The 13,308-nt window shown below is 47.1% G+C and carries 10 protein-coding genes and 1 tRNA gene; 6 read left to right on the top strand and 5 right to left on the bottom strand.

What is annotated here, in order from left to right; translation table 11 throughout:
* Nucleotides 1-6 precede the first annotated feature (6 nt).
* Nucleotides 7-750 (bottom strand): SOS response-associated peptidase, encoded by a 744-nt coding sequence (locus AC8GFU_RS06015; RefSeq protein ID WP_506626239.1) that lies wholly within the window; start codon nt 748-750, stop codon nt 7-9.
* 44 nt (nt 751-794) lie between these two features.
* Between AC8GFU_RS06015 and aroA the strand changes: the two genes are divergently transcribed.
* From aroA to AC8GFU_RS05995, 4 genes are all read left to right on the top strand, one after another.
* Nucleotides 795-2,096, top strand: coding sequence for a 3-phosphoshikimate 1-carboxyvinyltransferase (gene aroA, locus AC8GFU_RS06010; RefSeq protein WP_506626238.1), 1,302 nt, complete (start codon nt 795-797; stop codon nt 2,094-2,096).
* Nucleotides 2,093-3,115: a ribosome small subunit-dependent GTPase A gene (gene rsgA, locus AC8GFU_RS06005; protein ID WP_506626237.1), complete on the top strand. Its 1,023-nt coding sequence runs from the start codon at nt 2,093-2,095 to the stop codon at nt 3,113-3,115. The genes aroA and rsgA overlap by 4 nt, the downstream gene beginning before the upstream one ends.
* A gap of 76 nt (nt 3,116-3,191) precedes the next feature.
* The gene (locus AC8GFU_RS06000; RefSeq protein ID WP_506626236.1) at nt 3,192-4,091 is read left to right on the top strand and encodes an inositol monophosphatase family protein; all 900 of its coding nucleotides are present in this window, start codon (nt 3,192-3,194) and stop codon (nt 4,089-4,091) included.
* A gap of 15 nt (nt 4,092-4,106) precedes the next feature.
* Complete coding sequence (locus AC8GFU_RS05995; RefSeq protein WP_506626235.1) at nt 4,107-6,395, top strand: heavy metal translocating P-type ATPase; 2,289 nt, start codon at nt 4,107-4,109, stop codon at nt 6,393-6,395.
* A gap of 47 nt (nt 6,396-6,442) precedes the next feature.
* Here the strand turns inward: AC8GFU_RS05995 and AC8GFU_RS05990 are convergent.
* From AC8GFU_RS05990 to AC8GFU_RS05975, 4 genes are all read right to left on the bottom strand, one after another.
* A tRNA-Met gene (locus AC8GFU_RS05990) sits at nt 6,443-6,516 on the bottom strand.
* 159 nt (nt 6,517-6,675) lie between these two features.
* Nucleotides 6,676-9,528, bottom strand: coding sequence for a UPF0182 family membrane protein (locus tag AC8GFU_RS05985; protein WP_506626234.1), 2,853 nt, complete (start codon nt 9,526-9,528; stop codon nt 6,676-6,678).
* Nucleotides 9,529-9,717: 189 nt separating this feature from the next.
* On the bottom strand, nt 9,718-10,503 hold the full coding sequence (locus AC8GFU_RS05980) for a S16 family serine protease (protein WP_506626233.1): 786 nt from the start codon (nt 10,501-10,503) through the stop codon (nt 9,718-9,720).
* Between the two features lie 21 nt (nt 10,504-10,524).
* The gene (locus AC8GFU_RS05975; RefSeq protein ID WP_506626232.1) at nt 10,525-10,809 is read right to left on the bottom strand and encodes a hypothetical protein; all 285 of its coding nucleotides are present in this window, start codon (nt 10,807-10,809) and stop codon (nt 10,525-10,527) included.
* 106 nt (nt 10,810-10,915) lie between these two features.
* Here AC8GFU_RS05975 and AC8GFU_RS05970 point away from each other — a divergent pair, with 106 nt between their 5' ends.
* Nucleotides 10,916-12,223, top strand: coding sequence for a zinc-dependent metalloprotease (locus AC8GFU_RS05970; RefSeq protein WP_506626231.1), 1,308 nt, complete (start codon nt 10,916-10,918; stop codon nt 12,221-12,223).
* Nucleotides 12,224-12,640: 417 nt separating this feature from the next.
* Nucleotides 12,641-13,261: a M48 metallopeptidase family protein gene (locus AC8GFU_RS05965; protein WP_506626230.1), complete on the top strand. Its 621-nt coding sequence runs from the start codon at nt 12,641-12,643 to the stop codon at nt 13,259-13,261.
* Nucleotides 13,262-13,308: the final 47 nt, after the last annotated feature.

The following is a 13,308-nucleotide window of genomic DNA, read 5'->3' as shown; positions in this document are numbered from 1 at the left end:
CTATCGTTAAAAGAGGGTTTCTGGCTCTCCCAAATCGGCTTCGACGATCAACTCTTTTCCATTATTTGCCACGCTGTTGACCGCGTTTGAAACCGGGCGAGCAACCACAATCGATTCAGGGTTCTCAACGACCATCAAAGACTTCAACTCATTCACATCGGTATTACGAGGGTTGAGCCACACATCCCAACGATCCTGTGGCATAAAGACTGGCATGCGGCTGTGAATTGTTGCTAACTCGCCTTGGGCCTCTTGCGTAATGATCGATGCCGTTTCAATGATTTCACCATTAGGTGCAGACCAACTGCTCCAGATTCCGGCAATTGGAAGTTGTTTGCCGTCGCGAGCTGAAATATAAAAAGGTTGCTTAGGCGAATATCTGCCCATAGCAGTTGCCCATTCGTAATAACCAGCTGCGGGAATTAAGCAACGAGTTGATCTAAATGCATTTCTAAAGGTTGGCTTTTCATGAATTGATTCACTGCGAGCATTAATTGCGCGAGATTGCGATGCACGGGCTTCTTGCATATCTGTTAACCACGGCCCTATTAATCCCCACGAAACTGTGGTCAGCGCGCGCTTTGTTTCGACATCATTTCCGGTGCGATCGTTGGCACGAATAATGTAAATCGGATTAGTTGGAGCGATATTCCAATTCAGTGGAAGCGAGGCTTGGGGCGAAGTACCTGTTACCTCAAACTGCTCCATCAGCTCGCGCATATCTGCGGTTTGCGCATAACGTCCACACATAATTCAAGGGTATCGCAGGGTCGGCTAACGGTTAGAATAAGGCGATGACAAACAGCGCTCACTGGCCAGCGATTTATCGCGGTGCAACACCAGTTGATATCAGCGTTGTAATTCCTGGATCAAAATCAGTAACTAACCGCGCCCTTATTTTGGCTGCTCAAGCAAAGAGCCCATCTGTTTTACGTCGCCCACTAGTTTCTCGCGATAGCGAGCTCATGGTTGCAGGGCTTAAAGCACTTGGCATTGGTATTGAAGAAAAAACAGTTTCCGTCAACGGTGCTGAAGAGTTGCAATGGATTATTACCCCAGCCCCAATGCGCGGTGGAGTAAAGGTAGATGTTGGAAATGCCGGAACCGTAATGCGATTTTTGCCACCACTTGCAGCACTTGCAACTGGTGAAGTGGCATTTGATGGCGATCCCCGTTCATACGAACGCCCACTAGGGCCAGTAATCAAAGCGCTTGAAGAGCTTGGAATTTCAATTGACCACGAAGGTCGGTACAGCTTGCCGCTTAAGTTGCAAGGCACGGGATCTATTCCAGGTGGAGCGCTAACAATCGATGCAAGCGCATCAAGCCAGTTCTTATCTGCACTGCTTTTAGTTGCTCCAAGTTTTACTAATGGAATTGTTGCAAAGCATCAGGGCGGTTCATTGCCTTCAATGCCACACATTGAGATGACGGTAGAGATGCTTCGTGATTTTGGAGCAACAGTCGAGGTAGATGCTGCGAATCAAACATGGACTGTTAAGCCAGGAGATTTGCAGGGTAAAGATTTAGTGATCGAACCAGATCTTTCCAATGCTGCGCCGTTTCTTTCACTTGCCATGGTGTGTGGTGGAAGTGTGACGATTGCAGATTGGCCAAAGGCAACAACGCAACCTGGCGATCAACTACGTTCCATTTTTACTGCGATGGGGGCATCAGTTTCCTTTAGCGATGCAGGATTAACTTTGACCGGCAACGGAACAATTCATGGAATTGATATTGATCTGCATGATGTCGGTGAGCTGACTCCATCAATCGCAGCGCTTGCCGCACTTGCTGATTCACCTTCACATTTACGCGGAATTGGGCATTTGCGCCTGCATGAAACAGATCGTCTTGCCGCACTTACACGTGAAATTAACGTGCTAGGTGGAAATGTTGTTGAGGAAGAGACAGCTCTTCACATCACCCCTGCACCATTACACGGCGGCGTATTCCATACCTACGATGATCACCGATTAGCTACAGCGGGCGCTGTTTTGGGGCTAGTTGTTCCAGATATCGAAGTAGAAAACATTGCCACTACCCGTAAAACTCTGCCTGATTTTCCAGGGCTATGGAGCTCACTTTTAGTATGACACCTCGCGAATACGATGAATCAGATGTGCGAATTCGCCCATCACGTAGCACCCGCCCGCGAAGCAAAGATCGTCCTTCACATAATGATGCAATTTCTGCACTTGTAACAACTGTTGATCGTGGTCGCCAAACCTGTATTACAGATGATGGCGTCATAGTCACCGCAATGCGTGCACGCGAACTTGGACCAAAATCAGTTGTAACTGGTGACAATGTTTCTTTAGTGGGAGACACATCGGGTGCTGAAGGATCTCTTGCTCGAATCGTTGCAGTTCAAGAACGTCGCAACTCTTTGAGCCGCACAGTTGATGATGCTGCGCAGTTTGAACGCACCATCGTTGCAAACATCGATCAGTTGATCATTGTTGTGGCAGCTGCGAATCCTGAGCCACGTCGTAATTTAATTGATCGTTTTCTAGTTTCTGCTTTTACTGAAGGAATTGTTCCAAAGATTGTTGTGACAAAAACAGATATCAGTGAAGTGCCTGCATTTTTGGCAGAGTATGCAGATCTAGATGTTGAAATCATTCACACCGCAATCAAGAGTGATTCACGTGAAAAGGATTTACTGAAGCTGCATGAAGTACTTGAAGGCAAGATTTCTGTTTTGGTTGGACATTCAGGTGTTGGTAAATCAACACTGATTAATGCATTGATTCCAGAAAGTAACCGTGCAACTGGTGATGTTAATGAAGCCACCGGACGTGGCCGCCACACATCTTCTAGCGCAATTGCTTTGCCGTTAGTCGATAGCGAGGGCTGGATTATTGATACGCCAGGTATTCGTGCATTTGGCCTATCCCACATTCAGAATCAGCAGATTGTGGATGCATTTAGCGATCTATCTGAGGTTGCTGCTAACTGTCTTTCTAACTGTTCTCACTCTGAAAGCTCCTGCAAATTAGATGCGTGGGCAGCCCCTGATGGAGTTCCAAATCCTCATCGAACTGCACGCCTTGCAAGCCTTCGATCATTGCTTGCCGTTAAGGATTCACCAACACCTGCCGTAGAGGACTAATCTCACTTTTTACATGCGTGATTGGCTCTTTTTCTTCAAGAGGCAAGGCTGCTCAACGGAATAGACTGACACCACTATGAGTACAGACAAGGGTTCAATAGATCTGCTGGATGATTTAGCTCTGGCACATGCATTAGCCGATATGGCGGATGCGATCACCCTTGATCGCTACCAAGCACAAGATTTGGTTGTTACTAACAAACCAGATAACACTCCCGTGACAGATGCTGATCGCGCTGTTGAAACAGCGATCCGTGAAGCACTTGCAACTCATCGCCAACTAGATGGATTAGTTGGAGAAGAGTTTGGAAGCGATAAGGGAAGTTCTGGTCGCTACTGGGTAATTGATCCCATTGATGGAACAAAAAACTTTATGCGTGGAGTTCCAACCTGGGCAACTTTGATTGCACTTGTGAAGGTCGATGCATCAGGCGATGAGGAAGTTGTTGTTGGAATCGCAAGTGCACCAGCGTTAGCTCGCCGTTGGGCAGCTGCCAAGGGCCATGGTGCAACGGTGCGCTTTAATTTTGGTCCAAACGATCTAAGTATTGGCGATACATCAGGAGATGATTTCGCCTATGACTCTGCGGTTGATTTTGATGCAATTGCTCAATCCATTAACGAGAAGAAAATTTCTGTCTCAAAGGTTTCAACATTAACTGATGCTTCGATTTCATACTCTGATTTTGTTGGTTGGGGAGATCGCCTAGAGCCTTTCCAAAAGATGCTTGCAAACGCTTGGCGCACTCGTGGAATCGGAGATTTCTGGTCCCACATGCTGGTTGCAGAAGGCGCGGTAGATGTAGCCGTTGAACCATCACTTGCTGTGTGGGACATGGCAGCGTTGGACATAATTGTTCGCGAAGCGGGCGGAACATTTACAAATACCGCAGGCCAAGCAGGTCCCTTTGGTGGCAGCGGAGTTTCAACAAATGGATTGCTGCACAATGCAGTGATCAATGGACTTAATCCATAAGAGACGGAATAAACAATGAGCCAGCTACTAGAACCAGTAACACTGTCAGTACAGGGAATGACCTGTTCTTCTTGTGTGAACTCTGTAGAAAAGGCTTTGAATAAGGTCGAAGGCGTCAGTGCAACAATCAACTTTGCGACAGAAACAGCTCATATTTTGGCCCCAGCAGATATGAGCCCAAAGGATTTAATCAAAGTAGTTGAAAAAGCTGGTTATTCAGCAACCTTGTTAGTGGACGCCCAATCTGTAACTCTGCACAGCAAGAAATCTGCGCGGGCATTGTTCTTTGCATTTATCTTTGCAGTTCCAGCCGTTGCTATTTCAATGGTTATGAGCTGGCATCACCAGATTGATATGTGGGTTCACCAAAGGCTAGATGCTGTTGGTCTGCCACATCCTTTGTACTCACCAACGGCATGGGTTGTAATTGCGCTGAGTGCTCCAGTTGTTCTTCTTGTTGCATATCCAATTCACAAAGCTGCGATCCGAAACATCACGCATCCAACAATGGATAACTTGATTTCAATGGGATCACTCTCTGCTTTTGGTTGGTCTATTTATGCCAACTCAACCGGTGCCGGAGATGTCTACACCGAAGTTGCTGCAGGAGTTATCTTCTTTGTAATTCTTGGTCGTTATTTAGAAACACGTGCAAAGGCAAAGGCGAGTAGTGCGCTCACATCTTTATTAGCACTTGGTGCAAAAGAGGTAACAATTGTTCGTGGGGGATTCCCACTAATTGTTCCGATCGAGCAGCTACAAATTGGCGATGAGTTTGAAGTTCGCCCAGGAGATCGCATTGCAACTGATGGAATCGTTGTTAAGGGCGAAAGCGCAGTTGATAATTCAATGCTGACAGGTGAAACAAAGCCTGTTGATGTTCGCCCAGGATCTATGGTTATTGGCGCATCGGTAAACCACAACGGCCGTTTAATTGTTCGCGCTACACGTGTTGGTAGCGATACCGAGCTTGCTCGAATTACTGCGATGGTGATTAGTGCTCAAGGAACAAAGGCACCTATTCAACGTCTTGCAGATCGCATTAGCGCTGTATTTGTGCCAATTGTTACCGTGCTTGCGATTGGAACCTTTGCTGGTTGGTACTTCACCGGTTCAACTCTTACTAAATCTGTATCTATTGCGATCACAGTGCTGGTTATCGCTTGCCCATGCGCACTTGGATTAGCAACACCTGTTGCCCTTTTGGTGGCTTCAGGACGTGGTGCTTCACGCGGAATTGTTCTCCGCGAACCTCGAGTACTTGAGGTCGCACGAAATGTTGATGTGGTTGTCTTTGATAAGACTGGAACGCTGACAGAAGGCGTTATGAATGTGCAGGATGCAACGATATCTACCGCTGCAGCGGCAGTTCTTGGTCGTTCATTTGCAGATGTAGTAACACCTGCAAATATTCTGGCATCTGCTCAAGCGATTGAAGCGCTGAATAATCACCCAGTTGCTCAAGCGATTACTCGTCATGCACTCGCAAATGCAAGCTCACAATTATCTGGTGTATCTACCGTTGGCGGCGCAAATGCTCGTCCAACCTTTGCAGTAACTGATTTCTCTGTAACCCCAGGTTCAGGTGCAGCAGGTCGCGTATCAATCGGTGCGCTATCCCCAGTTGTTCTTATTGGCTCACCTGCTGCTGTTGCTCATAGCTCTACCGAGTTCCACGCAGAGATTAAATCCGCCGTTGAACGTGGACAAGCTGCAGGATTAACAGTTGCCGTTATGGCATGGGATGGCGTTGCAGTTGCTGTTTTTGCAGTTGGCGATCAATTAAAGAGCGATGCAGCTCAAACAGTTTCAGAGCTGCGCAATATGGGAATTACCCCTTGGCTGGTAACTGGCGATAGCAGCGAGGTTGCAGCATCTGTTGCGACAACAGTTGGAATCGATGCCGCACATGTTGTTTCGCATGCGATGCCTGAAACTAAGTTAGAAATTGTGGAACGCATGAAGAGTGAAGGCCACACCGTTTTGATGATCGGTGATGGAATCAATGATGCCGCCGCACTTACCGCTGCTGATCTTTCTATGGCAATGGGCACCGGAACAGATACAGCGATTAATAGCGCTGACATCACCTTGATGAATACCGGTCTTGGATCTGTTATCTCTGCACTGAAGCTTTCTAAGAAGACGCTCAAGATTATTCGTCTGAATATGGGTTGGGCGTTGGTGTACAACGTCATTGGGATTCCAATAGCTGCGGCAGGTTTGTTGTCGCCGTTGTATGCGGCTGCCGCCATGGCAGCGAGCAGCGTCCTGGTTGTTACTAACTCACTGCGCATTAAGTAAAGCAAAAAGGGCCCTCTATGAGGACCCTTTTATGCTGTTGTTACTAGTAGCGGGGGCAGGATTTGAACCTACGACCTCTGGGTTATGAGCCCAGCGAGCTACCGAGCTGCTCCACCCCGCGTCGGTGATGCAATCTTATGCGCACCAATAGATAAAGACCAAATCCATGCAATTACCCGCATGAATCTGGCCTTTATCAAAAGAAGTTTTGAAGTAAATCACTCAATTTTAGTTGTGAATGTTCACACTAACTCTGAGATCAAAACTTCTTGAGACTTCCTTACTTCTTTGATTGCGCATTGATCGCTGCATCAAGTGCAGATTTCAATCGCTTCTGTGCCTTGTCATAGGCTGCAAAGTCTCCCTTTGCAAGAGCAGCTAATCCATCTGCATACGCTTTCTTTGCACTTGCAAGAGAGTTAGCAAGGGATGAATTAGTTGTTACACCTGTTGAACCATTTGTTGATTGTCCACCAGCTGTAGTTCCGGAGTTTCCACCGAATACCTGATCAAGTGCTCCCTTAAGTGTGTCGTCATATCCGATTTGATCACCGAATGAAACGAGCACCTTTTGTAGCAATGGATACGCCGCACTATTTGCTGTTGCACGAACATACACAGGTTGTACATACAGCAAGCCGCCACCAACTGGAAGAGTCAGCAGGTTACCAAGCACAACATCTGATCCACCTTGGCGGAGCAATGACAATGAGTTAGCAACTTCAGGTTTTGCTTCAAAGTTAGATGCAACCTGTGAAGGACCTGCAACGTTTGTGCTTCGAGGCAACTGCAGAACAGAGATCTTTCCGTAGTTAGCACCTGAGTCTGAGTTAACAACTGCAAATGCTGAAAGGTTTTCACGACCACCACGTGGAACAAATGGAGTAGTCAATGCAAACTCTGGCTTCTCATCGCCAGGCATCTGAAGTGTTAAGTAGTAAGGAGGTTGTGCACCAGCGTTCGCACCAAATGTTGATGGATCGCGAGGTACACGCCAGAAATCCTGTCCGCCGTAAAAGGCTGCAGCTGTTGTTACATGGTACGAGCTCAAGATTTCACGCTGAACACGGAACATATCCTCTGGGTAGCGGATGTGCTCAAGCAGATCCTTTGAAATCTTGCTCTTTGGCTGAATCGTGCCAGGGAAGGCCTTGCTCCATGTCTTCAAGACTGGATCCTTCTCATCCCACTGATACAAAACAACCTGACCACTGTATGCATCAACCGTTGCCTTAACTGAGTTACGGATGTAGTTGATGTTCTCGTTGCCCTGCGCAGTAATAGATGATGAATTAGTAGTTAATGCATCAGTTGTCGCGCTAGAAAGAGTGGTCTGCTTTGAGTATGGGTAGCCAGCACTTGTTGTGTAGCCATCGATAATCCAAACAATGCGTCCATCAACGATTGCTGGGTATGAATCTCCATCAAGTGTGAGCCATGGAGCAACCTTTGCCACGCGATCACGAGGATTACGTTCGAAGAGGATCTTTGAATCCTTATTGATCAATGATGAAAGCAAGATGCGCTGCTCTTGATACTTCAGCGCAAACACAAGCTTGTTCAGTAATGAACCAACTGGAACTCCACCAGTACCTGAGTAGGTGTAGTTCTTCTGGCCGTTAGCAGATGCATCATCTGGATAATCAAACTCAACTGGAGAATCAGTTTTCACTCCACCAATGATTGAGTAGTTAGGAACATTCTCACCAAAGTAAATACGTGGCTCAAACTTTCCGAGACCCTTTGTTGGAGGCAGATCGCCAACAGCAAATGATGGCTTTCCATCAGCATCACGAGTATTTCCGTATGCCGCTACAAAACCAAAACCATGTGTGTAAACAAGGTGATCGTTAATCCAGTTACGTGAAGGGTTTCCTTCAATATTTAACTCACGAACCGCAACAACAACATCGCGCTTTACGCCATCGATTGTGTAGCGATCAATATCTAATGAATCTGGGAAGGTGTAGTACGGCTTGATCTGCTGCAATTGGCGGAAGGTAGCTGCAATTACATTGGGATCCATCAAACGGATATTTGCAATTGTTGCTGCATCCTTAGTCAGCTGACCAGCAGATGTAGAAAGCGTTGCCTGGTAATCACTTACGGTTACATCTTGTAGGCCGTATGCTGCGCGGGTTGCATCAATGTTGCGCTGAATGAAAGCCGCTTCCTTTGATGATTCGCTTGGCTTTACCTGGAATGTCTGGATTGCAGCTGGATAAAGTCCAGCGATCAATACAGATGAGATAACTAGAAGCGCGGTTCCCGCAGCTGGAAGTACCCATGAGCGACGAACAATATTTGCAAAGAATAGAAGCGCGCACACCAGTGCGATGCCAGCCAAGATTGCCTTTGCTGGCAGCACAGCGTTTACATCTGTGTAGGTAAGACCTGTAATTAGCTTGCTCTCCTTGAGCGCCAGCGCATAACGGTCGAACCAGTATGCAACCGCCTTCAATAGAACAACTAGACCAAACAGAACTGAAAGCTGGACGCGTGCTGCAACTGTTGTGCGATCTTCACGAACCTGTAGGCGAATTCCACCATATAGGTAGTGCACAACTGTTGAGGCAAGAATTGCCAACACGATTGTTGAAATCGCCCATGAGATCAATGTTTGCCAGAAAGGTAGGCGGAAGGCAAAAAATGAAATATCCATGTTGAACTGTGGATCTTTCACTCCGAAAGGCGTTGAGTTCTTAAAGAGCAACCATGTGCTCCACAACGTCGTTCCAGAAGTTCCTGCAAAGTAGAACAAAGCTAATGAACCAAGAACAACTACACGTCCACGGATATTTTCAATCTGCCCGCGGTAGCGCTCTAAGTTGTCTGCCTCAAGTGACATTGGAACATACAGCGGACGACGCTTGTATGCCAAGACAACATTGAGTAGAACAAATCCTGCTGTTAACAAACCTGTGATCACAAACAGTGTGGCCTTCGTCAAAAGAATTGTTGACCAGGTGTTTGTGAAGTTAACCGACTTGAACCACAACCAATCGGCGTAGAAACCACTTAAGGCTGTGAACGCTGCTCCAATGATTACAAGAATTCCGATTGTGAGAGCTAATGGGCTCTTTCGTCCTCGGAAGTTAAATGTAGGGCGTTGAAACTGGGGGTTATTAGTCATGGGGCAAAACTATCGCAACGCGATTGGGGCTACCAATCCAAGTTCAAGCCCCGCCCAAATGACCATTGTGAAACTTAATAAAGGCTTAAAAAAGTGATTTTGTTGCAAGGGGTTTGCAAAATCCCAGATGGAAATGAATTTCAATTACAGAACTGCGTTGAGCCCTAAGAAAGCTACTGTAACTTTCCTTTAACCTGCTTTAGTTGCAGTTCGCTCTAGATATGAAATAGCTTGCGCAAGAGTTGCAACGGTAACAACCTTGATTCCATCTGGAATATTTGCAATCTCTTCAGCATTTTCTACTGGTGCGAAAAATAGAGTTGCACCAACCTTTCGAGCCGAGGCGATCTTTTCATTGATGCCACCGATTGGTCCAACCACACCGCGCACATTGATAGTTCCAGTGCCTGCGATATGTCGGTGAGTGAGTAAATCCTTTTCAGTTAATAACTCCACTAAGCCGATAGAAAAGATAAGCCCACCACTTGGGCCGCCAGTTTCACCAACTTTGAACTTAATCTTCTTTCCATCTAATGCGGTTGCTCGTGCAACACCCTGGGAGCCACTGCCCATAATCTCTGGATGAGATTGCAAGTAATTAATAGCAGCGCTAATCGCTTTATCTTGCGAGCCAACCATGTCAGCTTTTGCTTGCTTGCTCTCCTCTTCAGTACTTGTTCCTGGAGGGTAGATCGCAGATTTTGGATACACAGCGCGATCAGCATCTAGCCACGAGTAGATAACTTCGGGACCGAAGATCCAGGTGTCTGGGTTGGTAACGCGGATCGACATCAAATCAATTCGGCCAGATGCTGGATAGTTTTCAAGATTTTTGATTGTGATGACATTCTTAAAGATATTTTGAGCCTCACCTGGAAGCACAATCGCAAATGGAAGTGGAGCGATAGTTGCTAGTGTGAAGAAAAGTAACAATGTAACTGTGACGATGCGGGGGAGTTTAGAAAATCGCAACATTGAAATAACTCAAAAACGCCTTTAGTCGGCAGAACTTCCTGCATCAGCACCTGCATCTGATCCAGCATCATCACTAGAACTGTCATCCCCGCCAGCTGCACCAGCAATGATGACGCCGGTGCCTGCATCGCGAGCTTGAGAATCTCTTAGAGAATCCTGGAAACGTTGGAACTGCCCAACGGAGCGCTGAGTTTCCTGTTGGAACTTTCCTTCAAACTTTGTCACCCACACAACGTAGCCAAGCGCGCCAATGAGGCCTGCTGCGGGAACTACCCACCAGATCAAAGCGGCAAATGCGTTGGACATGTGCCTACCCTACTGGTTTGGCATGGCGTCCGTGGAATGAAGGCATGTGATGAAGGCGGGAATGAATCCGCGAGCAAATTTGTTCCAACACTGGGAGGATTGAACTATGACGCCATTTGGTTTCACGCCAGGAAACTCAGACGACTCTAATGAGCCGGTTGATTTCGCTGCCATGATGCAACAGATGCAGCAGCAAATTCAAGAACAGTTCTCGAAGTTAGGAATTAATGGTCCCGGTTTCACAGGATCTACAGAACCGCTTCCAAAGAATATTGTTAGAGATACCGCGAAGAAGTTTGCAACTGCTCAAGGTTCATCTCCTATCGGTGCTAATGATGTGGCAGATATAGAACAAGCATTTTCTATTGCAGAGCTTTGGCTTAATGAAGCAACATTTTTCCCACAATCTCCTAATACCGGAAATGTGGCGTTAGCTCGTACCGATTGGGTTGATTCAACTCTTGCTGGATGGCAGACAACTGTTGAGCCACTAGCACTTGGTTTGTCCTCTGCAATTGGTGATCTTTTAAATCAAGCCTCATTTGGTGAAGGTGAAGCCCCTGAAACTCCAGTTGGGGAACAACCACAGATGCAGATTCCAGTTGGAATGATCTCTGCGCTTCTGAACTCTTTTATTGGCTCTTTGATTGCAACTCAATTAGGTCAAGCGATCGGTGGATTAGCAGGAAAGGTCACTGGCGCACATGATGTGGGCTTGCCGTTGCTTGATAACGCTTATCCAACGCTTGTCCCACAGAACATCAAGGAATGGGCAACAGATCTAGATATTCCGATAGATGAGGTGCGAATCTTCCATGCGCTACGTGAAGCAGCGATTGCACGATTGTTTGCACACAATCCTTGGTTAGTTGCCTACATTCGTACCGCGATTACCGATTACGGTAAGGGAATCAACATCGATATGGATGCGATTCAAGAACAAGCACAACGTGCATTTGAATCTGGAAATGGTTTTGATCCATCAAACCCTGAAAGCTTCTCAATCGCATTAAATGACGGCATCTTTACGCCACAAGAATCACCTGCACAACGCGCTGCGTTAACAAAGCTTGAAACAGTTTTAGCGTTAATTGATGGTTGGAGCGAGGAAGTTGTTGCACTTGCAGCTGGAGATCGCTTGCCAAATATTTCAGCGCTTCAAGAAACCTTGCGTCGTCGTCGTGCAACATCTGCACCTGCTCAACAACTATTTTCTTCAATGCTTGGATTACAGGTTTCACCTCGTCTTGCACGTGAAGCAACAGCTTTTTGGAAGCAGGTTCGCGAGATTAAAGATGTAGAGGCTCGCGATCGTGTGTGGAGTGGAATTCTTCCAACTGCAGATGATTTATTGAATGCTGAGAGTTATATGAAGAGCCTTGAAATCCCTGATGATTTGTCAGGGCTGCTCTAATCCCCATTCTCACCCAGTTCATTAACAGAATCTTTGCTATGTATTCATTGAACACTTTCAAAAACACCTTGAAATAGAAAAGCGAACTCCCCGGTCACTTGCTCTATGTCAGCCTTCCCCTTGCTGACGTAGAACTGTTATCCGAGGAGTTCGTAGTCGTAAAGTAAGTGTTTCTTGGCCGATTATCAAATGAGAAGCGCGTTGACAAAGCCGGTTTTTGTTAGGTAAAGGAGAGTTTGTTTCAAAAGAACTCGCGCCGCCAAGTGGTAAATCTCTCAAGGTTTGGTTGAGAGATGTCCTACTATTTTCTTGGTTCGGTAATGACCACTGAAAACATTTGTTCGGCAGTGGCTGGCAGAGTTGATTGGGTAAGTTGGTTAAGTTGGATTTTGGGGCAATAGAAATGGAGAGTTCGTAATGTCTGAATTTGAGAACTCCCATGACCAGATGAATCGCTTCGAACCAACCCTTGAGGATGAAACCCTGCCCGGAATCTCAGAGGGCGAGATCATCGTCATCAGATCTACCCGCCGCAAGAAAAATATCTCCGCTTATCGTCAGGGTGGACGGATCGTTGTCTCCATTCCCGCTCGAATGAGTAAGGCTGATGAGCGTGCGATGGTCCCCGAGATGGTCGCCAAAATCCGCGCACAGGAAGCAGCGGCCACCATGAGCGAGGAGAGCCTCCAGAAGCGCATCGGAGAGCTGCTTTCAGAGTTTGCCCCAGAGATTTCATCCCGTCCGGCGTCGGTGAATTGGCGGGCGATGCGCGAGCGCTGGGGTTCCTGCACAGGGATCGACCGCTCAATCCGGATCTCAGATCGCCTGAAGGGCGCTCCCGAGTACGTCCTGGATTACGTCCTCTTCCATGAGGCGATCCACCTCGATATCTTCGATCACGGCCCCGAGTTCAAGGCGATGCTGGCTAGATTTCCTCAGGAGGAGCTGGCCGAGTCCTATCTGAGCGGGTATGAGGCGGCTGAAAACGCGCTCGCCGCCCCAGAAGCCCTTAAAAAACTTCTAAATAAAGGTGCCTAGATACGCTCAAATGAGCGTGTTGACGAGTAACCTCATACACGAACGCC

Source organism: Planktophila warneckei (SeqCode) (assembly GCF_965234675.1).
GTDB lineage: Bacteria > Actinomycetota > Actinomycetes > Nanopelagicales > Nanopelagicaceae > Planktophila > Planktophila warneckei.
This window is presented reverse-complemented; position numbering and strand designations above follow the sequence as displayed.

Bases quoted from the DNA above. Each gene is read 5' to 3' on its own strand.
- AC8GFU_RS06015 (WP_506626239.1), bottom strand. From the start codon at position 750: ATGTGTGGACGTTATGCGCAAACCGCAGATATGCGCGAGCTGATGGAG.
- aroA (WP_506626238.1), top strand. From the start codon at position 795: ATGACAAACAGCGCTCACTGGCCAGCGATTTATCGCGGTGCAACACCA.
- rsgA (WP_506626237.1), top strand. From the start codon at position 2,093: ATGACACCTCGCGAATACGATGAATCAGATGTGCGAATTCGCCCATCA.
- AC8GFU_RS06000 (WP_506626236.1), top strand. From the start codon at position 3,192: ATGAGTACAGACAAGGGTTCAATAGATCTGCTGGATGATTTAGCTCTG.
- AC8GFU_RS05995 (WP_506626235.1), top strand. From the start codon at position 4,107: ATGAGCCAGCTACTAGAACCAGTAACACTGTCAGTACAGGGAATGACC.
- AC8GFU_RS05985 (WP_506626234.1), bottom strand. From the start codon at position 9,528: ATGACTAATAACCCCCAGTTTCAACGCCCTACATTTAACTTCCGAGGA.
- AC8GFU_RS05980 (WP_506626233.1), bottom strand. From the start codon at position 10,503: ATGTTGCGATTTTCTAAACTCCCCCGCATCGTCACAGTTACATTGTTA.
- AC8GFU_RS05975 (WP_506626232.1), bottom strand. From the start codon at position 10,809: ATGTCCAACGCATTTGCCGCTTTGATCTGGTGGGTAGTTCCCGCAGCA.
- AC8GFU_RS05970 (WP_506626231.1), top strand. From the start codon at position 10,916: ATGACGCCATTTGGTTTCACGCCAGGAAACTCAGACGACTCTAATGAG.
- AC8GFU_RS05965 (WP_506626230.1), top strand. From the start codon at position 12,641: ATGTCTGAATTTGAGAACTCCCATGACCAGATGAATCGCTTCGAACCA.